The sequence below is a fragment of the Janthinobacterium sp. 35 genome (assembly GCF_002754575.1).
Classification (GTDB): Bacteria; Pseudomonadota; Gammaproteobacteria; order Burkholderiales; family Burkholderiaceae_D; genus Janthinobacterium; species Janthinobacterium tructae.
The window spans coordinates 24,909-46,387 of sequence record NZ_PEFN01000001.1 but is presented as its reverse complement, the minus strand read 5'-3'; the positions used below and the strand labels follow the sequence as shown (position 1 = coordinate 46,387).

The 21,479-nt window shown below is 60.7% G+C and carries 20 protein-coding genes; 16 read left to right on the top strand and 4 right to left on the bottom strand.

Features of this window, described 5'->3' with window-relative positions:
- The first annotated feature begins 11 nt into the window (after positions 1-11).
- Both galU and def read left to right on the top strand, forming a co-directional pair.
- Positions 12-905, top strand: a complete 894-nt coding sequence (gene galU, locus CLU93_RS00250) for a UTP--glucose-1-phosphate uridylyltransferase GalU (protein ID WP_099759511.1) — start codon at positions 12-14, stop codon at positions 903-905.
- Positions 902-1,438: a peptide deformylase gene (def, locus tag CLU93_RS00245; RefSeq protein WP_099759510.1), complete on the top strand. Its 537-nt coding sequence runs from the start codon at positions 902-904 to the stop codon at positions 1,436-1,438. Before galU ends, def begins: the two co-directional genes overlap by 4 nt.
- Before the next feature lie 177 nt (positions 1,439-1,615).
- On the opposite strand, the gene CLU93_RS00240 is transcribed toward def, so the two are convergent.
- The 4 genes from CLU93_RS00240 to map form a co-directional block, all read right to left on the bottom strand.
- Complete coding sequence (locus CLU93_RS00240; protein WP_099759509.1) at positions 1,616-2,380, bottom strand: flagellar brake protein; 765 nt, start codon at positions 2,378-2,380, stop codon at positions 1,616-1,618.
- Positions 2,381-2,655: 275 nt separating this feature from the next.
- Entirely contained in the window at positions 2,656-3,405 is a 750-nt protein-coding gene (locus tag CLU93_RS00235) for a pseudouridine synthase (RefSeq protein ID WP_096235107.1), read from the bottom strand.
- A 41-nt stretch (positions 3,406-3,446) separates the two neighbouring features.
- Positions 3,447-6,014 carry a [protein-PII] uridylyltransferase gene (locus tag CLU93_RS00230; RefSeq protein WP_099759508.1) on the bottom strand — a complete coding sequence of 856 codons (2,568 nt, stop codon included), beginning with the start codon at positions 6,012-6,014 and terminating at the stop codon, positions 3,447-3,449.
- A 36-nt stretch (positions 6,015-6,050) separates the two neighbouring features.
- A complete protein-coding gene (map, locus tag CLU93_RS00225) occupies positions 6,051-6,863 on the bottom strand; it encodes a type I methionyl aminopeptidase (RefSeq protein WP_096238442.1) in 813 nt (270 codons plus the stop codon).
- A gap of 390 nt (positions 6,864-7,253) precedes the next feature.
- Between map and rpsB the strand changes: the two genes are divergently transcribed.
- The 14 genes from rpsB (at position 7,254) to lpxB (ending at position 21,449) form a co-directional block, all read left to right on the top strand.
- Positions 7,254-8,006 carry a 30S ribosomal protein S2 gene (gene rpsB / locus CLU93_RS00220; protein WP_071077760.1) on the top strand — a complete coding sequence of 251 codons (753 nt, stop codon included), beginning with the start codon at positions 7,254-7,256 and terminating at the stop codon, positions 8,004-8,006.
- Positions 8,007-8,165: 159 nt separating this feature from the next.
- A complete protein-coding gene (tsf, locus tag CLU93_RS00215) occupies positions 8,166-9,077 on the top strand; it encodes a translation elongation factor Ts (protein WP_071077759.1) in 912 nt (303 codons plus the stop codon).
- A 147-nt stretch (positions 9,078-9,224) separates the two neighbouring features.
- Entirely contained in the window at positions 9,225-9,941 is a 717-nt protein-coding gene (gene pyrH / locus CLU93_RS00210; RefSeq protein ID WP_071077758.1) for a UMP kinase, read from the top strand.
- A gap of 175 nt (positions 9,942-10,116) precedes the next feature.
- On the top strand, positions 10,117-10,677 hold the full coding sequence (gene frr, locus CLU93_RS00205; protein WP_071077757.1) for a ribosome recycling factor: 561 nt from the start codon (positions 10,117-10,119) through the stop codon (positions 10,675-10,677).
- 99 nt (positions 10,678-10,776) lie between these two features.
- Positions 10,777-11,544, top strand: a complete 768-nt coding sequence (gene uppS / locus CLU93_RS00200) for a polyprenyl diphosphate synthase (RefSeq protein WP_099759507.1) — start codon at positions 10,777-10,779, stop codon at positions 11,542-11,544.
- Positions 11,544-12,377, top strand: coding sequence for a phosphatidate cytidylyltransferase (locus CLU93_RS00195; protein WP_099759506.1), 834 nt, complete (start codon positions 11,544-11,546; stop codon positions 12,375-12,377). The genes uppS and CLU93_RS00195 overlap by 1 nt, the downstream gene beginning before the upstream one ends.
- An 8-nt stretch (positions 12,378-12,385) precedes the next feature.
- Positions 12,386-13,570 carry a 1-deoxy-D-xylulose-5-phosphate reductoisomerase gene (gene ispC, locus CLU93_RS00190; RefSeq protein ID WP_099759505.1) on the top strand — a complete coding sequence of 395 codons (1,185 nt, stop codon included), beginning with the start codon at positions 12,386-12,388 and terminating at the stop codon, positions 13,568-13,570.
- The gene (rseP, locus tag CLU93_RS00185) at positions 13,567-14,928 is read left to right on the top strand and encodes an RIP metalloprotease RseP (protein ID WP_099759504.1); all 1,362 of its coding nucleotides are present in this window, start codon (positions 13,567-13,569) and stop codon (positions 14,926-14,928) included. Before ispC ends, rseP begins: the two co-directional genes overlap by 4 nt.
- An 83-nt stretch (positions 14,929-15,011) precedes the next feature.
- The gene (gene bamA, locus CLU93_RS00180) at positions 15,012-17,348 is read left to right on the top strand and encodes an outer membrane protein assembly factor BamA (protein ID WP_099759503.1); all 2,337 of its coding nucleotides are present in this window, start codon (positions 15,012-15,014) and stop codon (positions 17,346-17,348) included.
- Positions 17,349-17,399: 51 nt separating this feature from the next.
- Positions 17,400-17,918: an OmpH family outer membrane protein gene (locus tag CLU93_RS00175; RefSeq protein ID WP_071077751.1), complete on the top strand. Its 519-nt coding sequence runs from the start codon at positions 17,400-17,402 to the stop codon at positions 17,916-17,918.
- Positions 17,919-17,943: 25 nt separating this feature from the next.
- Positions 17,944-18,999, top strand: a complete 1,056-nt coding sequence (lpxD, locus tag CLU93_RS00170; RefSeq protein ID WP_099759502.1) for a UDP-3-O-(3-hydroxymyristoyl)glucosamine N-acyltransferase — start codon at positions 17,944-17,946, stop codon at positions 18,997-18,999.
- Positions 18,996-19,490, top strand: a complete 495-nt coding sequence (gene fabZ, locus CLU93_RS00165; protein ID WP_071077748.1) for a 3-hydroxyacyl-ACP dehydratase FabZ — start codon at positions 18,996-18,998, stop codon at positions 19,488-19,490. Before lpxD ends, fabZ begins: the two co-directional genes overlap by 4 nt.
- Positions 19,490-20,281 carry an acyl-ACP--UDP-N-acetylglucosamine O-acyltransferase gene (gene lpxA / locus CLU93_RS00160; protein ID WP_099759501.1) on the top strand — a complete coding sequence of 264 codons (792 nt, stop codon included), beginning with the start codon at positions 19,490-19,492 and terminating at the stop codon, positions 20,279-20,281. The genes fabZ and lpxA overlap by 1 nt, the downstream gene beginning before the upstream one ends.
- A complete protein-coding gene (gene lpxB, locus CLU93_RS00155; protein WP_099759500.1) occupies positions 20,265-21,449 on the top strand; it encodes a lipid-A-disaccharide synthase in 1,185 nt (394 codons plus the stop codon). Before lpxA ends, lpxB begins: the two co-directional genes overlap by 17 nt.
- The last annotated feature ends 30 nt before the right edge of the window (positions 21,450-21,479 follow it).

Sequence of the window (21,479 nt, the reverse complement as noted above, 5' to 3'; positions counted from 1 at the left end):
ACAGAAGACCCATGAAAAAAATCAGAAAAGCAGTCTTTCCCGTCGCCGGCCTGGGCAGCCGTTTCTTGCCTGCGACCAAGGCGCAACCGAAGGAAATGCTGCCCATCGTCGACAAGCCACTGATCCAGTACGCAGTGGAAGAAGCGGTGGCGGCGGGCATCACGGAAATGATCTTCATCACGGGCCGCAATAAGCGCGCCATCGAAGACCATTTCGATACCGCCTATGAGCTCGAGTCGGAACTGGAAGCGGCCGGCAAACGCGTGTTGCTCGACATGGTGCAAAACGTCATTCCCAAGCACATCAATTGCATTTACATACGCCAGTCGGCGCCGCTGGGTCTGGGGCATGCCGTGCTGTGCGCCCGTCCCGTGATTGGCGACGAGCCGTTTGCCGTCTTGCTGGCCGACGATTTCATGGATGTGGAAGAGGGCGTGCGCCCCGTGCTGGCGCAGATGGCCGATGTCTTCCAGTATGAAAATTGCTCGCTGCTGGCGGTGCAGGATGTGCCGCGGGCGGAAACCAGGCAGTACGGAATCGTGTCGGCAAAGAACTATCAGCCCGACCTGGAACTGGTGTCGGCCATCGTGGAAAAACCTGCGCCCGAAGAGGCACCGTCGACCTTGGCCGTAGTGGGCCGTTATGTGCTGACCAGCCGCATCTTCGGTCACCTGGAAAACCTGGGGACGGGTGCCGGCGGCGAAATCCAGTTGACGGACGGCATCGCCGCCCTGATGCGCGAAGAGCGCGTGCTGGCTTACCGCTACCAGGGGCAGCGTTATGATTGCGGCTCCAAGCTCGGTTATCTGAAGGCAACGACGGCGATGGGCTTGAAGCATCCGGAAACGGGCGCTGCCTTCCGCGCTTACTTGCAAGAACTACAATTAACACTGGAAACAAAATGACGGTACGTGAAATTCTGAAGATGGGCGATCCGCGTCTGCTGCGCATGGCCGAGCCTGTGCGCGAATTCGATACGCCCGAATTGCACGCCTTGATCGCCGACATGTTCGACACCATGCATGCGGCCAATGGCGCGGGCCTGGCGGCGCCGCAGATCGGTGTCAACCTGCAGTTGGTGATCTACGGCTTCAAGCAGAATCTGCGCTATCCCGATGCGCCGCAAGTGCCGGAAACCGTGCTGATCAACCCTGTGCTGACACCGTTGACGGAGCGCAAGGAAGAGGGCTTTGAGGGCTGCCTGTCGGTGCCAGGTTTGCGCGGCAGCGTGCCGCGCTGGAGCGAGCTGCACTATGAAGGCGTGGATCAGTTCGGCCAACCCATCAGCCGCGATTGCGACGGCTTCCATGCGCGCGTGGTACAGCATGAAGTGGACCACCTGCATGGCATTTTGTATCCGATGCGTATCGTTGATTTTACGCAATTCGGCTACACGGAAGTGATGTTTCCCGATCTCGATCCAAACGACGACGACTGATCGGCGCCTGAGAAAACGCCCATGGCGGCGTTGCCTTGCCTCGCCGTACTATTCGTACTGTCTTCGGCAAGGCGCCTTGCCCTGAACGTTTTTCAGGTGCCTCGCGACTTTGACTGTCAAACAAAAAATGGCCGCGCAGCATGAGCTGGGCGGCCATTTTTTGTACGTGAAGCAAACCTAGCGCACCTTGCGGCTGCTGCCCAGGTGATCCAGCAGCGCCTTCAGCTCATCCTGCATGGCATCGGTCAGGTTCAGGAAGCGGCAGCCAATTTGCACTTGCTCGCCCAGCAGGAAGGAGCGGAAGGTGCGCGAGAGGCGGATTTCCAGGTCGGCGATCATGACCTTGTCCGGCCCCAGTTCCAACCGTACGCGCGACAGCTTGCGGCCCACATACAGGCCGACCGTATCGCGCGGGTGGGCACGCATGCCGATGCCGCCGGCCGAGAAATCATACAGCTGCAATTCATACGGTCGGCCTTCCAGCACAAAGGCGGCCAGGTAGTACACGCCCAGCGGCGTTTCCAGGCGCGCCGACTCGCGCCGTTCCAGCACCAGGCAATGGCTGGGGAAGTTCGTCAGGTAGACGTTCGGCCGCTCGGGATACGCCTCCCATTCGCCATTGATGGTAAATTGCAGCTTGGCGTTTTGCACCCACGACACAAACGTGGCGCCGCCTTCGGGCAGGGTGGCCCCCTCATTGAGTTCCAGCACGAATTGCGGCAAGTCGTCGTCGACGGACAAGATGCGCGCCAGGATGACGTCTTCGCCGCCTGTCGGGTAGATGGAAATGGCGTCGCCGTTATCAGCCAGGCTGCACAGGGTTTCGCCGATATCCCACGGATCGCTCATATGGTGCGGCTTGGTGCCTGGCTCCATCGGCTCGGCCACATCGGCCAGGCTGGGCGCGCCTTTGCGCAGGGGATTAGGAATGGGATCGTTCACGACAGCGTATCTCTTGTAATTTCTAATGGGGAATAGTGTATAGGTTCAAGGCAATATTTGCTAACTAAATCACAATAATTGATTTTATATCACTATATTCCTGTTGTAGTCTGGCATGGCACCTTGACGTCGCTGCTTGAGAGTGCCTAACAGAACCGTAGCGAGCGGCAGTGAGTTGCGGCCGAGAAGCGCAGCTGTGCGCATGCACGGGGACGCCGAGTCAGTGAGCATCGGAGGCCGCAAATCGCGACGCGCAGTAGGTTATGTTCGGTACTCTAAAACTGTTCGTCCGCGCTCAGGTAACGCCACTGGCCCGTTGGCAAGTCACCCAGCTTGACCTTGCCGATGCGCACGCGTTTCAGGCCCAGTACTTTCAGTCCCACGGCTTCGCACATGCGGCGGATCTGGCGTTTCTTGCCTTCGCGCAGGGTAAAGCTCAGCTGGTCTTCATTTTGCCAGCGCACCTTGGCCGGCAGCAACGGCTTGCCGTCGAGCCACAGGCCGTGGTTGAGCTTTTTCAGCTCGCTGTCGGGCAGGACGTCGCCCTTGGTGTAGCTCACGCGCACCAGGTATTCCTTGTCGATATCGGTATCGTGGCCGATCAGCTGCTTGGCCACGCGCCCATCCTGCGTCAGGACCAGCAAGCCGACGGAATCGATGTCCAGGCGCCCGGCGGCCACCAGGCTGCGCAGCTGGGTCGGGTGGAACTGTTCCGGGCTGCGGTCTTCCGCCCAGCGGTTCTCCGCCTTGATCAGGGCCACGGCGGGCGTGTAGCCATCTTCGGCCTGGCCGCTGACATAGCCCATCGGCTTGTTGATCAGGACGGTAACCCGTTTCGACTGTTCGGCTGCCGCCTGGCGTTCCACGGTGACTTTCTGGCTGGGATAGACCTTGCTGCCCAGCTCGGATACCACCTTGCCATCTACGCGGACCCAGCCGCGCGCGATCCATTCATCGGCTTCGCGGCGCGAGCTCAGGCCCAGTTCGGACATGCGTTTGGACAAGCGTAATAATTCTTCGGTCATGTTGTTTCAGTTTCAGTAAGGGTAGGCGCTGCGCGCAAGGTTTACACCTTCAGCGCATCGAGTAAATCGGTTTCCAGCAATATCTGGTTGCGGGCATTGTTGAGCGCGGGGCCGTCGACGAGGAAGACGTCTTCGACCCTCTCGCCCAGGGTCATGATCTTGGCCGTGTGCAGGTTGATGCGGTACTTGGTCAGCACATTGGCGATCGCATACAGCAGGCCCGTGCGGTCGTTGGCGGCCACCGACAGCAGGTAGTACTGGCCCTTTTCATCGGGCCGCAAGTCCACCGTCGGCTGGAAGGGAAAGGTGCGCGACAGGCGCGACAACCGTCCCTTGCCCGGCTGCGGCAGCGGCGTTTGCGACTGCAGCAGTTCGCCCAGCTCATGCTCGATCAGGCTGATGATGTCGCGGTAGCTCTTGGCGAAGTTCTGCTCCGTGACGAGGAAGGTGTCGAGCGCATAGCCATTCCTGGTCGTGTGGATCTTCGCGTCGAGGATGCTGAAATTCTTGCGGTCGAAATAGCTGCAGATGCGCGCGAACAGGTCAGGCTGGTCGGGAATGTACACGGCCACCTGCAAGCCTTCGCCGATGGGCGCCAGCCGGCATTTTACCACTGGCAACTTGCTGTCGAGTTTGTCATACAGCGAGCGCGTCTGCCAGGCGATGTCGGAGGCGTCGTGGCGCAGGAAATACGCCACATCGAGCTGCTGCCACAGTTTCAGGTGGGCATCGGGCGGCAAGCCGTACAGGCGCAGGGTGGCCAGCGCTTCCTGCTGGCGGTTCTTCAGTTCGCGGTCGGCCGTGTGCGGTTCGCCGCCCAGCACGCGCAGGGTGATCTTGTACAGGTCTTCCAGCAGCTTGCCCTTCCACGCGTTCCACACTTTCGGGCTGGTGCCGCGGATGTCGGCCACCGTCAGCAGGTACAGGCCCGTCAGGTGGCGCTCGTCCTTGACCACTTTCGCGAACGCGGCGATGACGTCGGGATCGGACAGGTCCTGTTTTTGCGCCACTTGCGACATGGTCAAATGATTTTCCACCAAGAAAGCGACCAGTTCCGTGTCCTCTGTCGACATGCCATGCTCCTGGCAGAACTGGGTGGCGTCGGCCACGCCCAGCTTGGAATGGTCGCCGCCGCGGCCCTTGGCAATGTCGTGGAACAGGGCCGCCACATACAGCAGCCACGACTGCGAGAAATCGGCCATCAGTTGGCTGCAGAACGGGTATTCGTGCGCATGTTCGCTCATGGTGAAGCGGCGCATGTTGCGCACCACCATCAAAATGTGCTGGTCGACCGTGTACACGTGGAACAGGTCGTGCTGCATCTGGCCCACGATGCGGCGGAAATTCGGCAGGTAACGCCCCAGGATGCTCATCTCGTTCATGCGCCGCAGCGCATGGATGATGCCCACGGGTGCTTTCATGATGCGCAGGAACAGGGCGCGGTTGGCGGGGTCCTGGCGGAAGGCGGCGTCGATCTTGAAGCGCGCGTGCCACAGCGCCCGCGTGGCGCGCGAGGTCATGCCTTTCAGGGCCGGGCGCTGCGTCATCAGCACGAAGATTTCCAGTACGGCCGACGGGTATTGTTCGAACGTATCGTCGGCGCTGATGTCGATCAGGCTGTTGACTTCATTGAAGCGCTCGTTGATGGGCACGGCCACATCGTCTTGCGGAAACAGCCGTGCTTCGATGTTTTGCAGCAGAATCGTGTTGAGCTGGGTCACCGTCTTGGCGGCCCAGTAATAGCGCTGCATCAGGTATTCGCTGGCGCGGCGCATGTGCGGCCCGCTGCCCGTGGCTTGCAAGCCCAGCGATTCGGCGATCGCCGTCTGCACGTCGAACACCAGGCGGTCTTCGCGCCGTCCCGCATGCAGGTGCAGGCGCACGCGGATATCCTTGAAGGCGCGCTCCTTTTCCATCAGCTGGCGCGCTTCCGTCAGGGTGATCAGGCCGCCCGTGGCCAGGGTGCGCCAGGAATTGGCCAGGCCGGCCGCCTTGGCCACCCACAAAATCACTTGCAAGTCGCGCAGGCCGCCCGGGCTTTCCTTGCAATTCGGTTCCAGGCTGAAGGCCGTGTCTTCGTATTTGGCATGCCGCTGGCGCATTTCCGCCGTTTTCGCCTGGAAAAACGCCTGCGGGTCCATGGCCGCCGCGTAGCGCTGCTGCAGCTGCGCGAACAGGTCCGCGTTGCCGCACACGAGGCGCGCTTCGAGCAGGCTGGTTTGTACGGTGATGTCGGCCTTCGATTCGACCATGCATTCATCGACCGTGCGGATACTGTGGCCGATTTCCAGACCCAGGTCCCACAGCAGTTGCACCAGTTCTTCCAGTTTTTCCTGCGTGGCGGCGTCCGGAGCCTGTTGCAGCAGGATCAGCAGGTCGACGTCGGAATGCGGAAACAGTTCCCCGCGGCCGTAGCCACCCACGCCCACCAGTGCCGTGCCGGGCGGCAGCCCCGCTTCCTGCCAGGCGCGCGCCAGCACGCCATCGACGCTGTGGCGCAGGCTGCGCAGCAGTTTTTCAGGCTTGCCGTCGGCCTGGAAGGCCGCAATGACGACCTGGCGGTCGGCTTTCAGTTGCTGTTTCAGCTGTTCCCGAATCTGCTTTTTCATCTGGGCCCTGGGGTGGCGGTGCATGGGAGGGGAGAATCAGGCTTTGTTCAGGATCAGGGCGGGCGGTGGCGGCATGCCGGGCGAGACGGTCAGCACTTCATAGCCCGTTTCCGTCACCAGCACCGTGTGTTCCCATTGCGCCGACAGGCTGCGGTCCTTGGTTTTGATGGTCCAGCCATCGTTCATTTCGCGGATCTCGCGGCGGCCCGAGTTGATCATCGGTTCGACGGTGAAGATCATGCCCGCTTCCAGGCGTTCCAGGGTGCCAGGTTTGCCGTAGTGCAGCACTTGCGGCTCTTCATGGAAGACCTTGCCGATGCCGTGGCCGCAGAATTCGCGCACCACGCTGTAGCCGGCTTTTTCCGCATGTTGCTGGATGGCGTGGCCGATATCGCCCAGGTGGGCGCCTGGCTTGATCTGGTCGATTCCCAGCCACATGCATTCATAGGTGATTTCCGACAGGCGCTTGGCCAGGATGGTCGGTGTGCCAACGAGGAACATGCGGCTGTTGTCGCCGTGGTAGCCATCCTTGATGACGGTGATGTCGAGGTTGACGGAGTCGCCGCTCTTCAAGACCTTGTCGCCGGGAATGCCGTGGCAGATGACGTCGTTGACGGAGGTGCAGATGGCCTTCGGGTAAGGCGTGTAGCCTGGCGGGCAGTAGTTCAGCGGGGCAGGGATGGTGCCTTGCACGTTGACCATGTATTCGTGGCACAGGCGGTCCAGTTCGCCGGTCGTGACGCCGACCTTGACGAAGGGGGTGATGTAATCGAGTACTTCGGCGCCGAGCTTGCCGGCAACGCGCATGCCTTCGATGTCGGCGGCGCTATTGATACGGATGGTGGACATGGTGTGATTCGCAATCTGCAAGATGTTCGGGTGAAAAGCACAGACGAACCTCAGCGTAGGAGGATACGTCTGCAAATATGTCGAAATTATAAACGAGGCGCCCCGCATCCGCCGCCTCCATCCTATGGCGGGCAGGCGATTTTTGCGGGAAAGGCCATGGCGGATACGCCTTGCACCAGTGTGGTGCAAGGCTTGCCGTCGCCGCGCGCGCGATTTGCGCCGTGGACTTGATGGAATGGGCATTTCGGTGTAGAATCCCGGGTTGCTTGAATTCTCTTTTGGGCAATGCAGTAAAACAGTGTCTTTAATTTATATAAACACGCGAATCCGGTCGACAAGGGTGCCTGTATGGTGACTGATCGGATTCCAGACCCAACCCTGGAGTTAATAATGTCCGTAACAATGCGCGAAATGCTGGAAGCCGGTGTCCACTTTGGTCACCAAACCCGTTTTTGGAATCCAAAAATGGCACCGTTCATCTTCGGCCATCGCAACAAGATCCACATCATCAACCTGGAAAAAACCATGGCGATGTACCAGGACGCAATGAAGCACGTGCGTCAACTGGCTGCAAACCGTGGCACCATCCTGATGGTTGGCACCAAGCGTCAAGCTCGCGAAATCATCGCTGCTGAAGCACAACGCGCTGGCGTGCCTTTCGTTGATCAACGTTGGTTGGGCGGCATGCTGACCAACTTCAAAACGATCAAAACCTCGATCAAGCGTCTGAAAGACATGGAAGTCATGGTTGAAGACGGTTCGATCGAGAAGCTGTCGAAAAAAGAAGCGCTGATGTTCTCCCGCGAAATGATCAAGCTGCAAAAATCGATCGGCGGCATCAAGGACATGGGCGGCATTCCTGACGCAATCTTCGTCGTCGACGTCGGCTACCACAAAGGTGCGATCACCGAAGCAGCTAAACTGGGTATCCCGGTCATCGGCGTTGTCGATACCAACCACTCCCCAGAAGGCGTGAACTTCGTGATCCCAGGTAACGATGACTCCTCGAAAGCCATCATGTTGTACGCTCGCGGTGTTGCTGATGCAATCATCGAAGGCCGTGCAGCTGCCGGTAACGAAGTTGTTGAAATGGTTAAAGCAGCCGCTGGCGACGAATTCGTCGAAGTAAACGAACAGGCTTAATGGCCAGGCTATCGCAAGATAGCCGTTTGTAAGCACAGCAGTAAGGGAAAAGGGGTGGCAGCAGCTCCCCCTTTTTTTTAACAAAAAAAACGATAGTGACCGCTGGCGAGGCATATCTGCCCGGCCGCGACTGTCGACTCACCGAATCAGGAGAAACACATGGCAGCGATTACAGCAGCGATGGTAGGCGAATTGCGCGGCAAAACCGACGCACCAATGATGGAATGCAAAAAAGCACTGACCGAAGCCGATGGCGACATGGCGCGTGCGGAAGAAATCCTGCGCGTCAAACTGGGCGGCAAGGCATCGAAAGCATCGGCACGCATCACCGCTGAAGGCGTCGTGGCAACCTACATCGCCAATGGCGTAGGCGCCCTGGTCGAAGTGAACTCGGAAACCGACTTCGTTGCGAAAAACGACGATTTCCTGGCACTGGCCAACAACGCTGCCCGCCTGGTAGCAGAACACAACCCGGCTGACGTCGCTGCCCTGCTGGCCCTGCCACTCGATGGCAAGACCCTGGACGAAGTGCGCGCTGCCCTGATCGGCAAAATCGGCGAAAACATGACCATCCGCCGCTTCCAGCGTTTCGAAACCAGCAACAAGCTGGCGTCGTACCTGCACGGTGCGCGCATTGGCGTGATCGTCGAATTCGACGGCGCCGATGAGCAAGTCGGCAAAGACGTGGCCATGCACATCGCTGCCATGAAGCCAGTGTCGCTGTCGTCGAACGAAGTTCCAGCGGAACTGATCGAAAAAGAGCGTTCGGTTGCCCAACTGAAAGCCGAAGAAGACGCAGTCAAAGCGGCCGCCGAAGGCAAGCCAGCGCAATCGCCGGAAATCCTGGCCAAGCGCCTGGAAGGTTCCGTACAGAAGTTCCTGAAAGAAGTATCGCTGCTGAACCAGGCTTTCGTGAAAAACGACAAGCTGTCGGTTGAGCAAATGCTGAAGGCGGCTAACACCAGCGTCAAAGGTTTTGCCATGTACGTGGTAGGCGAGGGCATCGAGAAGAAGCAAGACGACTTCGCAGCAGAAGTCGCAGCACAGATGGCTGCCTCCCAGGGAGCGTAAGTAAAGCGGGCCGAGAGGCCCGTTTTTTTGGCCCGCCCGCACCTGTCGTGCCGGGCGGCGGCATGGGCAGCCCCGCGCGCCTATCCGGCGCTGCAAGGCGCTGCGCCATGTCATACTCGAATAACCTCATTTATGGAGCCCCAGCTCATGTCAAAACCAGCCTACAAGCGCGTCCTCCTCAAGTTGTCCGGCGAAGCCCTGATGGGCGATGATCCCTACGGCATCAACCGCGCCACGATCGAGCGCATGGTGGCCGATGTGGCCGAGGTGGCGAAATTGGGTGTGGAACTGGCAATCGTGATTGGCGGCGGCAATATCTTCCGCGGCGTCGCACCTGGCGCGCAAGGCATGGACCGTGCCACCGCCGACTACATGGGCATGCTTGCCACCGTGATGAATGCACTGGCCCTGGCCGATGCCATGCGCCACGTCGGCATCGTTGCACGCGTCATGTCGGCCATCGGCATCGAGCAAGTCGTCGAGCCGTACGTGCGTCCGAAAGCCCTGCAATACCTGGAAGAAGGCAAAGTGGTGGTCTTCGCCGCCGGTACGGGCAATCCGTTCTTCACCACCGACACGGCAGCCGCCCTGCGCGGTTCCGAGATCAGTGCCGAGATCGTCCTGAAGGCCACCAAGGTCGACGGCGTCTACACGGCCGATCCGAAGAAGGATCCGAACGCCACCCTGTTCCACACGATTACGTTCGACGACGCCATCGCCAAGCACCTGCAAGTGATGGATGCCACCGCATTCGCCCTGTGCCGCGACCAGAAACTGCCGATCAAAGTGTTTTCGATCACCAAGCCAGGCGCGCTGATGCGCGTCATCATGGGCGAAGATGAGGGCACGCTGGTTCACGTATAAGGGAAGCGGAGCGCCGAGAAACCGTCCATGGCTGCGTTGCAGCGCCTCGCCGTACATTCGTACTGTCTTCGGCGCCGCGCCTTGCCCTGAACGGTTTTCGGCACTCCCGACTGAGCTAGTGTTTTCATCGCAAGCGCAGTAGAAATATTCATTATTATCAAGATTGGAGAGCAGCATGTCCTTAGCTGACGTTAAAAAGAACACCCAGGAACGCATGACGAAGTCGCTGGAAACACTGCGGGCCGATCTGGCCAAAGTGCGTACCGGCCGCGCCCATACGGGTATCCTGGACCACGTGATGGTCGATTACTACGGTTCGCCGACGGCGCTGACCCAGGTGGCCAACGTGACCCTGATCGACGCGCGCACCATCGGTGTGCAGCCGTACGAAAAGAAGATGGCCTCGACCGTTGAAAAAGCCATCCGCGACGCCGACCTGGGCTTGAACCCATCGGCGCAGGGCGACATGATCCGCGTCCCGACGCCGCCGCTGACGGAAGAGCGCCGCAAGGAAATGGTCAAGCTGGTCAAGACCGAAGCGGAAGACGCGAAGATTGCCGTGCGTAACATTCGCCGCGATGCCAACGAGTCGCTGAAGAAACTGGTCAAGGAAAAAGCCTGCTCCGAGGACGATGAGCGCCGCTCGTCGGAAGAAGTGCAGAAACTGACGGACAAGTTTATTGCCGACATCGACAAGATGGTGGTCGACAAAGAAAAAGAAGTGCTGACGGTCTAGTTTTCAGTCCTTTTGACGCTGCCCGGGAAAGCATGGCTTTTCCGGGCAGTGCTATTTGGCGCATAATAGTTATCTTTTATTTTTGGTGTTCGTGTTTTCATGATCTATTCGAGTTCGACAACGGCAGTACCTGAGGTTGGCACTGTGCCGCGCCATGTGGCAATCATTATGGATGGCAATGGCCGCTGGGCAACCAAACGTTTCCTGCCGCGCGTGGCTGGCCACGTCAAGGGCGCTGACGCCGTGCGCGGTGTCGTCGAGACCTGCCTCGAACGGGGTGTCGAATATCTGACCCTGTTTGCCTTTAGTTCGGAAAACTGGCGCCGCCCGGAAGAAGAGGTGTCGATGCTGATGCGCCTGTTCGTCACCATGCTGGAACGCGAAGTGGTCAAGATGCATGCCAACGACATCCGCCTGAAAGTGGTGGGCGACCTGTCGCGCTTCAACGAGCAGCTGCAAACCCTGATTGCCAATGCCGAGCGCAAGACGGCGCGCAACACGCGCCTGACGGTGACGATCTGCGCCAATTACGGCGGACGCTGGGACATCATGCAGGCAGTCAACAAAATGACGCTCGAGGCCGCTGCCAACGGCCAGAGCGCCGGACAGGCTTACACGGAAGAACAACTGGCGCCGCACCTGGCCATGGCCTATGCGCCCGAGCCTGACCTGTTCATCCGCACGGGCGGCGAGCAGCGCATTTCCAATTTCCTGCTGTGGCAACTGGCGTACACTGAGCTGTTTTTTACCGAGACTTTCTGGCCCGACTTCAATGATGAGTGCCTCGACGCGGCAATCGCGTCTTACCAGCAGCGCGAACGGCGCTTTGGCCGTACCAGCGCGCAATTAACTGAAAAGACAAACTGATGCTGAAAACACGGATAATCACCGCCCTGGTCCTCTTGGCGGTCTTGCTGCCGGTTCTGTATCTGAATTATTTCCCCGCCTTCGCCGTGATCGCCACGGCGTTTTTCGGCGCCGCCGTCTGGGAAAGCTTCCGCATCTTCAAAAATCGCCAGGCGCTCCTGATTGCTGCCGTCTGGACTGCCGCCTTCGCGTATATGTTTTTTGTCGGCAACGGCATGGCGCAGCTCAATTTCTGGTTCGCCCTGTGCGTGGCCATCTGGCTGATCCGCTTCGTGCCCTCGCTGGCGACGGGCTTGCCGCCCACCGAAGGCCTGGGCAATACCTTGCTCAGCCTGGTGTACCCGGTGACCATCGTCGGCTGCTTTGTTGCCATCATCGCCTTGTTCCTGCATAGCCCCTTGTACCTGCTGTCCGTCATGGCCCTGGTGTGGATCGCCGATATCGGCGCCTACTTTTCGGGCAAGGCATTCGGCAAGCGCAAGCTGGCGCCAAGTATTTCCCCAGGCAAATCATGGGAAGGCGCCATCGGCGGCGGCATCGCCGTGCTGCTCATCGCCGCCATCACGATTATCGCCGCGCCATCGCTGCCGGTCTTGCAAGACACCTTCGCCGTGCAGCTGCAATTGCGCCGCGGCTGGCTGGTGGCCTTGCTGGTGCTGCTGCTGGTCGTCGCGGCCAGCATCGTCGGCGACCTGTTCGAATCCCAATTGAAGCGCCGCGCCGGCATCAAGGACAGCAGCAACCTGCTGCCTGGCCATGGCGGCGTACTCGACCGTATCGACGCGCTGATCCCGGTCCTGCCATTTGCCGCCCTCGTGGCCAGCTGGCTTTAAGGAAACTCATGCAATACATCACCATCCTTGGCGCGACCGGCTCGATCGGCGTGTCCACCCTGGACGTGCTCGCGCGTCATCCCGAGCAATACAGCGTCTATGCGCTGAGCGCGCATAGCCGCGTAGCCGAACTTGCCGCGCAGTGCCTGCAGTTCCGTCCGCAGCGCGCCGTCGTCGGCACGGCGGATGGCGCCCTTGAGCTGACACGCTTGCTGCGCGGGCAGGGCGTCGATACGCAAGTCGAGTATGGCGTGGAAGCCCTGTGCGCCATCGCCAGCGCGCCGCAAGTGACGGGCGTGATGGCGGCCATCGTCGGCGCGGCCGGCCTGGCGCCCACCCTGGCGGCGGCACGCGCCGGCAAGAAAGTATTGCTGGCCAATAAAGAAGCGCTGGTCATGTCCGGCCAGCTGTTCATCGATGCCGTGCACGATAACGGCGCCGTGCTGTTGCCCATCGACAGCGAACATAACGCCATCTTCCAGTGCATGCCGCACGCCCATGGCCGCACGCCTGGCGCCGCGGGCGTGGCAAAAATCGTGCTGACGGCTTCCGGCGGCCCTTTCCTCACGCGCGACGTCGAGACGCTCGACACGGTCACGCCGGACCAGGCGTGCAAGCATCCGACCTGGGCCATGGGGCGCAAGATTTCCGTCGATTCGGCCACCATGATGAACAAGGGCCTGGAAGTGATCGAGGCGCACTGGCTGTTCGGCGCGCCGGCCGAGCAGATCGAGGTGCTGATCCACCCGCAAAGCGTGATCCATTCGATGGTGTCGTATGTCGACGGTTCCGTGCTGGCCCAACTGGGCAACCCGGACATGCGCACGCCGATCGCCCATGCGCTGGCCTACCCGCAGCGTATCGCTTCCGGCGTGGCACAGCTGGACCTGGCGCAAGTGGCCACCCTGCAGTTCGAACGTCCCGATTTTCGCCGTTTCCCCTGTCTGGCGCTGGCGTTCGACGCCTTGCGCGCTGGCGGTACGGCGCCGGCCCTGCTCAACGCGGCCAATGAAGTGGCCGTACAAGCCTTCCTCGACGAGCAGATCGGCTTCCGCCAGATCGACAGAGTCATCGCCCACGTGATCGAGACGGTGCCGCATGGCGCCGCCTCCAGCATCGAGGCCGTGATGGAGCAGGACCGCCTGGCCAGAGCGGCCGCGCACGCGTTTATCGCCCAGAGGCTGGCTGCATGACGCTGATTACTACCTTGCTGGCCTTTATCGTCGCGCTCGGTTCACTGATTACCTTGCACGAGCTGGGTCACTACCTGGTGGCGCGCTGGTGCGGCGTGAAAGTGCTGCGCTTCTCGATCGGCATGGGAAAAGTAGTGTATTCGCGCAAGTTTGGCAAGGACCAGACGGAATGGGCGATTTCCGCGCTGCCGCTGGGCGGCTATGTCAGCATGCTCGACAGCCGCGCGCAAGACCTCAGCGATTTGCCGGAAAGCGAATTGCGCCGTGAATTCACGCGCCAGAGCGTGTGGCGCCGCATCGCCATCGTGGCCGCGGGCCCGCTGGCCAATTTCCTCGTCGCCATCGTGCTGTACGCGGGCCTGTTCATGCATGGCATCGAAGAGCCGTCGAGCAAGCTCGGTCCCGTGGCAGAGCAAACGGCCGCCTACGCGGCCGGCTTGCGCAGCGGCGATACGGTTGAAACGGTCAACGGCAAGGCCGTGGCCAGCTGGTCCGAGCTGCGCTGGGAACTGATCCAGGCCACGCTCGACAAGCAGCCGGCGCGCATCGAAGTGCGCCGTCCCGACCGTGGCCAGCAGGAGGCGACCTTGCCGACGGCCAGCCTGACGGAGACGGACCTGGAAGGCGACGTGCTGGGCAAGCTGGGCCTGACCCTGGCCCGTTCCGCGCCTACCCTGATGGAAGTCATGCCCGGTGGCGCCGCCGCGCGCGCCGGCCTGCAGAAAAATGACCAGATCCTGGCCATCGACGAGCAACCCGTGCACGACGTGGCGGCCGTCATCGCCACCCTGAGCCAGGCGCCTGGCCGGACCTTGCAATTGCAACTCTTGCGCCAGGGCCAGGACCTGAGCTTGCCCATTACGCCGGAGGCCGTGCCGGGTGCGGGGGCAGAGGGAGCTGTAACAGTTGGTAAGATCCAGGCAAAGCTGGGGCAGGTGCCGGATATGATCAACGTGGCCTCCGGACCGTTCTCTGCCGTGGGCAAGGCGTCCAGCAAGGTCTGGGACACCAGTGTCATGAGCCTGAAAATGCTGGGTAAAATGGTTACCGGCCAGGTCTCGCTGAAGAATGTGACGGGCCCCATTACCATCGCCGATTACGCGGGCCAGACGGCGCGCACCGGCCTGGTAAGCTACCTGAGCTTCATCGCCTTCATCAGTATCAGTCTGGGCGTGATGAATTTGCTACCCATTCCTGTTCTGGATGGCGGGCATTTGCTGTATTATTCGCTGGAAGTTTTGACCGGACGCCCCTTGCCGGAGCGCGTAGGCGAGATTGCCCAGCGCCTGGGGATCGGTTTGTTGCTGACCTTGATGGTGCTTGCCGTCTTTAATGACGTGTTGCGATTGCTGAATTAGGGCGGTGGTTGATGCCATTGCGTGAGTCGCACAAGCAATCTTTTGTGTATGTTGTCCATTGATTTACCCATTGAATAACCCCAATGAAATTACATTCTGCTCGTTTTGCCTTGCCTTCCTTTCGTCGCAGCCTGATCGGCGCCGCCGTCATGGCCTTCTGTGCCGGCCATGCGCTGGCCGTCCAGCCATTTACTGTCAAGGACATCCGGGTCGAAGGGATCCAGCGTACTGAAGCGGGTACTGTTTTCAGCTATCTGCCGGTGCGCGTCGGCGAAACGTTCTCCGACGAGAAGAGTATTGCCGCCATCAAAGCCCTGTACGCGACGGGTTTTTTCAAGGACGTGCGCCTGGAAGTCGATGGCGACGTGCTGGTGGTGCTGGTCGAGGAGCGCCCGGCCATCGCTGCCGTGGAATTTACGGGCACCAAGGAATTTGAAAAAGATGTGCTGGTCAAGGCTTTGAAGGAAATCGGCGTCGGCGAAGCGAAGATTTTCGACAAGGCTTCGGTCGACCGCGCGGAACAAGAGCTCAAGCGCCAGTATCTGTCGCATGGCCTGTACGGCGTGAAGATCACCACCACCGTCACGCCGATCGAGCGCAACCGCGTCAACGTGGTGTTCGCCGTCGACGAGGGTGACGTGGCCCGCATCAAGCAGATCAACATCGTCGGCAACAAGGCCTTCACTGACAAGGAACTGCGCGATCAGCTGGCCCTGAACACGGGCGGCTGGTTCAGCTGGTACACCAAGGCCGACCAGTATTCGAAGACCAAGCTGACGGGCGACATCGAGTCGCTGAAGTCCTACTACCTGGACCGTGGCTATATCGAGATGCAGGTCGACTCCACGCAAGTGTCGATCACGCCCGATAAAAAAGACATTTACCTGACGATCAATATCACCGAAGGTGAAAAGTACAAGATCGCCGGCACCAAGTTCGAAGGCGAGATGTTCGGCCGCGAAGAAGAGCTGAAAGCGCTGAACCTGATGCGCGAAGGCGAAATCTATTCGGGCGCGCGCCTGACGGCCACCAACAAGCGCATCCAGGACCGCCTGGCCACGTTCGGCTATGCTTTTGCCAACGTCAATGCCAATCCGGAAATCAACCGTGACAAGCATGAAGTGGGTTTTACTTTCTTCATCGATCCGGGCAAGCGCGTGTACGTGCGCCACATGAATATCGCCGGCAACACCACCACGCGCGATGAAGTCATCCGCCGCGAATTCCGCCAGTTCGAATCGTCCTGGTACGACAGCAACAAGATCAAGCTGTCGCGCGACCGTGTCGACCGCCTGGGCTACTTCAAGGATGTGACCATCGACACGCCGGAAGCGCAGGGCACGACTGACCAGGTCGACGTCAACGTGACGGTGGTGGAAAAACCAACGGGTAACTTCCTGATCGGCGGCGCCTTTTCGCAGTCGGAGAAGTTCACCCTGTCGGCATCGATTTCGCAGGCCAACTTCGCCGGTAGCGGCAACACGGTCGGCATTGAACTCAATACCAGCCATTACAGCCGCACGATTGCGTTTTCGCAAACCAATCCGTATTTTACGGACGATGGCATTTCGCGCAGCTTTGAAGTGTACCTGCGGACGACGGAACCGCCGGCGCTGAACATCGGCAGCTACAAGATCAAGCAAACCGGTGGCCGCGTCAGTTTCGGCGTGCCATTCTCGGAAGTCGACACCGTCTTCTTCGGCATCGGCGCCGAGCGCTCGCGCATCGAAACCGACATCACCAGCCCGATCCGCTTCAAGCAATACGTGGTTGACAATGGCGGCCCGTCGGACGGTATCGGTTCGGCTACCACCAATTCCATCCCGCTGACGGCGGCATGGCAGCGCGACAGCCGCGATAGCGCCCTGACGCCATCGATCGGCCGCTACCAGCGCGTCAACCTGGAGGCTGACCTGATCGGCGACCAGAAGTACTTCCGTGCCATCTATGAGCACCAGTATTTCCGTCCGCTGTTCAGCAAGGTCACCCTGGCGCTGAAAGGCGAGATCGATTACGGCCATGGCATCGGCAAGCACGTGTATCCGGTCTTCAAGAACTTCTACGGCGGCGGCATCGGTTCGGTGCGCGGCTACCTGAGTTCCTCGCTGGGCGCGGTAGAACCGAGCACCAACGATGCACTGGGCGGCGCTTCGCGCCTGATCGGTAACGCCGAACTGCAGATGCCATTCCCCGGTTCGGGCAATGACCGCAGCCTGCGCTGGTTCGGTTTCCTTGACGGCGGCCAGGTTTACCAGGAAGGCGAAAAAATGCGGATCTCGCAATTGCGCTATTCTGCTGGCTTGGGCATCAGCTGGATTTCACCGGTGGGCCCGCTCAAGCTGAGCTATGCCAAACCGCTGAACGCCAAGCCGACGGACCGCCTGGAGCGCTTCCAGTTCCAGATGGGCACCGGTTTCTGACCGGCCATCTGAACCGGGGCGACAGCTTTTACCTTTTGACCATGGAGTATCATGAACACCGCATCCGCTACCCTGCCCAAGTCCCTTGCCGTGATCGCATTGTGCTGGAGTTCGCTGTTGCCGGTGCAGGCGCAGGCTCAGGAGTCGAAGATCGCCTGGATCAGCAGCGAACGTATTTATAACGAATCGAGGCTGGCCAAAGCGGCCAGCGCCAAGCTGGCCGAAGAGTTCCGCTCGCGCGAAAAAGCGGTGCAGGAACTGGGCAGCCGCTTCAAGGTGGCCAACGAAGCCCTGGAAAAGGATATGCCCACCCTGAGCGAGGCCGAGCGCGCCAAGCGCCAGCGCGAATTCTTCGAGCTGGACAAGGAGCTGCAACGCCGCCAGCGCGAATTTCGCGAAGACCTGAGCCAGCGCACGAACGAAGAGCGCAGCGCCATCGCGGAAAAAGCCAACACCATCATCCAGCAGATGGCGCATATCGAAGGATATGACATCGTGCTGCAGGAAGCCCTGTGGGCCAGCCCGCGCATCGACATTACCGACAAGGTCTTGAAGGCGCTGGACAAGTAATAGTAACAAAATAAGGGTTATCAAGATGGGCACTCGACTAGGAGACTTGGTCGAACGCTTCGGCGGGCAGTTGGCGGGCGATCCCAACCTGGAAGTCACAGGGATCGCACCGCTGGCCGACGCCGGCGCTTCGCACATCAGCTTTCTCAGCAATAGCAAATTTCGCGCGCAGGCCGCCCAGAGCGGCGCTGCGGCGCTGATACTCACGCCGGCCGACGCTGCGCTGATCGGCGGCGAGTACGCCGGCGCGCGCATCGTCACACCGAATCCCTATGTGTATTTCGCGCGCGCGGCGCAGTATTTCGCCGCCCTGCATGAGATCAAGGCGCCAATCGGCATCCATCCGCGCGCCTTTGTCGATGCCAGCGCGCAGGTCGATGCCAGCGCCTCTGTCGGCGTGCACGCGGTGATCGAGGCCGGCGCCATCGTCGGTGCCGGCTGCGTCATCGGCCCCGGCTGCGTGGTGGGGCGCGATGCCGTCATCGGCGCGGGCACGCAATTGCTCGCCAACGTAACCTTTCATGCGCGTTGCGTGATCGGCCAGCGCGGCATCATCCATTCCGGCGCCGTGATCGGCACCGACGGATTCGGCTTCGCCAACGAAGGCGGCGTGTACATCAAGATTCCGCAGACGGGCAGGGTGGTGATCGGTGACGATGTCGATATCGGCGCCAATACCACCATCGACCGTGGCGCACTGGCCGACACCATCATCGAAGATGGCGTCAAGCTCGACAACCAGATCCAGATCGGCCACAACTGCCATATCGGCGCGCATACGGCCATGGCCGGCTGCGTCGGCGTGGCCGGCAGCGCCATCATCGGCAAGTACTGCACCTTTGGCGGCGCCGCCATGGTGCTCGGTCATCTGACGATCGCCGACCGCGTTCATGTCGGCTCGGGCAGCATGGTTTCGCGTTCGATTCTTGAGGCGGGCCAGTACACGGGTTTTTATCCGCTGGCCAAGAATGCCGACTGGGAAAAGAGCGCCGCCATCGTGCGCAACCTGTCAAGCATGCGCGAGAAGATCCGCACGCTTGAAAAAACAATTAAAACACTGACCACGCAAGACGAAAAATGACTACTGAAAAAAAGACCCTCGACATCCTGGCTATCAAATCGCTTCTGCCGCACCGCTATCCGCTGCTGCTGGTTGACCGCGTGCTGGACTGGGAAGCGAACAAAACCATCACCGCCATCAAGAACGTGACGGTCAACGAAGAGTTCTTCCAGGGCCATTTCCCGCACAAGCCGGTCATGCCCGGCGTGCTGATGATCGAAGCGCTGGCGCAAACGGCGGCCTTGCTGTCGTTCCTGTCGATGGGCGTCAAGCCCGACGAGAATTCGGTGGTGTACTTTGTCGGCATCGACAATGCGCGCTTCAAGCGTCCTGTCGAACCGGGCGACCAGCTGAAGATGGATGTGGAAATCCTGCGCGTCTCGCGCGGCATCTGGAAATACAAGGCAGTCGGCTCGGTCGACGGCAAAGTGGCGCTGGAAGCGGAATTGATGTGCACCATCCGTAGCGCGCAGGATGCGAGCCAGTCTGCGAGCCAGCCAGCGGGGCAGTGATGGCGGCCATCCACGCTACGGCAGTCATCGATCCGAAGGCTGAGCTCGACAGCTCGGTCGAGGTGGGTCCGTACACCATCATCGGTCCGCACGTGCGCATCGGTGCCGGCACCAAAGTTGGCCCGCACGTGGTCATCGACGGCCACACGACGATAGGCAGCGACAACCACCTGTTCCAGTTTTCTTCCATCGGCGCGCAACCGCAGGATAAAAAATGGGCGGGCGAGGCGACGCGCCTGGACATCGGCGACCGCAATACCATCCGCGAATTCTGCACCTTCAACACGGGCACCGTGCAAGGTGGCGGCGTGACGCGCCTGGGCAATGACAACTGGATCTCGGCGTATGTGCACCTGGCGCACGACTGCCTGGTGGGCAACAACACGATTTTCTCGAACAACGCCCAGCTGGCGGGCCACGTGGAAATCGGCGACTGGGTCATCATGAGCGGTTTCGCCAATGTGCACCAGTTCTGCAAGATCGGCGCGCACGCCTTTGTCGGCATGAGCACCAGCCTGACGCAGGACGTGCCGCCGTTCGTGCTCCTGAACGGCAATCCGGCGCAGGCGCATGGCGTCAATATCGAGGGCTTGAAGCGCCGCGGCTTTACGCGCGAGCAGATCAACGGCATCCGCACCGCGTATAAGCTCATCTACCGTTCCGGCCTGACCCTGGAAGAATCCAAGGCTGCCCTGTTCGAAGAAGAGCAGGCCTCGTCGCCCGAGGTGGCGCAGCACATTCGCGCCATGCGTGAATTTTTGGGCGTGGCGTCGCGTGGCATCGTCCGCTGACCAGGCCAGCGGCCTGCCGGTCGCCAACGTCGCCATCGTCGCTGGCGAGGTGTCGGGCGACCTGCTGGCCAGCCGGCTGCTGTCCGGCCTGGTTCCGCAGCTGCCCGGCGCGCGCTTCCACGGCATCGGTGGCGAGCACATGGCCAAACAGGGCTTTGTGTCCGACTGGCCGCTCGACAAGCTGACCGTGCGCGGCCTGTTCGAGATCATTCCCCGCTACCGCGAAATCAAGGGCATCCAGAACGCGCTGCGCGACCAGTTGCTGGCCGAGCGTCCCGCCGTCTTCATCGGCGCCGACTACCCGGGTTTTAACCTGGGGCTGGAACAGCAACTGAAGGAAGGCGGCATCCCCACCGTGCACTACATCGGGCCGCAGATCTGGGCCTGGCGCGGTGGCCGCATCAAGAAAATCATCAAGGCCGTCTCGCACATGCTGGTGATCTTCCCCTTCGAAGAAGAAATCTACCGCAAGGCGGGCGTGCCCGTCACCTATGTCGGCCATCCGCTGGCCGAGATGATCCCCCTGCAGCCCGACGAAGCGGCAGCGCGCCGCACCCTGGGCTTGCCGGATGACGCGAATGTCGTGACCCTGATGCCGGGCAGCCGCATGGGCGAACTCAAATACAATACGGTGGCCTTTGTCGGCGCCTGCAAGCTGCTGCTGGCGCGCGACCGCTCCTTGCGTTTCGTCGTACCCATGGCCGGCGAGAAGCAGCGCCAGTACTTCCTGCAATTGATCGCGGAAGCTGGCTTGCAGGACGTCGAGATATTGCTCACCGATGGCGGCTCGCACACGGCCATCTGCGCCGCCGATGCGGTATTGGTGGCGTCCGGCACGGCGTCGCTGGAAGTGGCGCTGTACAAGAAGCCCATGGTCATCGCCTACAAGATGATGCGCGCCTCGTGGGAAATCATGCGCCACATGGGCTACCAGCCGTGGATTGGGCTGCCAAACATCCTGGCGCGCGACTACCTGGTGCCCGAGCTGCTGCAAAACGCGGCCAGCCCCGAGGCCTTGGCCGAGGCCATGTGGCAGCAGCTGAGCGACGTGCCGGGCCGTTTGCGCCTGGTGCAGCGTTTCACGGACATGCACCACAGCCTGCTGCGCGACAGCGCGCGCGAGAGCGCCAACGCCGTCATGCAAGTCATCGCCGCCAACCGCAAGTAACTCCCGCTCACCGCTTCAAGCGCATTACCA

Bases quoted from the DNA above. Each gene is read 5' to 3' on its own strand.
- galU (WP_099759511.1), top strand. From the start codon at position 12: ATGAAAAAAATCAGAAAAGCAGTCTTTCCCGTCGCCGGCCTGGGCAGC.
- def (WP_099759510.1), top strand. From the start codon at position 902: ATGACGGTACGTGAAATTCTGAAGATGGGCGATCCGCGTCTGCTGCGC.
- CLU93_RS00235 (WP_096235107.1), bottom strand. From the start codon at position 3,405: ATGACCGAAGAATTATTACGCTTGTCCAAACGCATGTCCGAACTGGGC.
- CLU93_RS00230 (WP_099759508.1), bottom strand. From the start codon at position 6,014: ATGAAAAAGCAGATTCGGGAACAGCTGAAACAGCAACTGAAAGCCGAC.
- map (WP_096238442.1), bottom strand. From the start codon at position 6,863: ATGTCCACCATCCGTATCAATAGCGCCGCCGACATCGAAGGCATGCGC.
- rpsB (WP_071077760.1), top strand. From the start codon at position 7,254: ATGTCCGTAACAATGCGCGAAATGCTGGAAGCCGGTGTCCACTTTGGT.
- tsf (WP_071077759.1), top strand. From the start codon at position 8,166: ATGGCAGCGATTACAGCAGCGATGGTAGGCGAATTGCGCGGCAAAACC.
- pyrH (WP_071077758.1), top strand. From the start codon at position 9,225: ATGTCAAAACCAGCCTACAAGCGCGTCCTCCTCAAGTTGTCCGGCGAA.
- frr (WP_071077757.1), top strand. From the start codon at position 10,117: ATGTCCTTAGCTGACGTTAAAAAGAACACCCAGGAACGCATGACGAAG.
- uppS (WP_099759507.1), top strand. From the start codon at position 10,777: ATGATCTATTCGAGTTCGACAACGGCAGTACCTGAGGTTGGCACTGTG.
- CLU93_RS00195 (WP_099759506.1), top strand. From the start codon at position 11,544: ATGCTGAAAACACGGATAATCACCGCCCTGGTCCTCTTGGCGGTCTTG.
- ispC (WP_099759505.1), top strand. From the start codon at position 12,386: ATGCAATACATCACCATCCTTGGCGCGACCGGCTCGATCGGCGTGTCC.
- rseP (WP_099759504.1), top strand. From the start codon at position 13,567: ATGACGCTGATTACTACCTTGCTGGCCTTTATCGTCGCGCTCGGTTCA.
- bamA (WP_099759503.1), top strand. From the start codon at position 15,012: ATGAAATTACATTCTGCTCGTTTTGCCTTGCCTTCCTTTCGTCGCAGC.
- CLU93_RS00175 (WP_071077751.1), top strand. From the start codon at position 17,400: ATGAACACCGCATCCGCTACCCTGCCCAAGTCCCTTGCCGTGATCGCA.
- lpxD (WP_099759502.1), top strand. From the start codon at position 17,944: ATGGGCACTCGACTAGGAGACTTGGTCGAACGCTTCGGCGGGCAGTTG.
- fabZ (WP_071077748.1), top strand. From the start codon at position 18,996: ATGACTACTGAAAAAAAGACCCTCGACATCCTGGCTATCAAATCGCTT.
- lpxA (WP_099759501.1), top strand. From the start codon at position 19,490: ATGGCGGCCATCCACGCTACGGCAGTCATCGATCCGAAGGCTGAGCTC.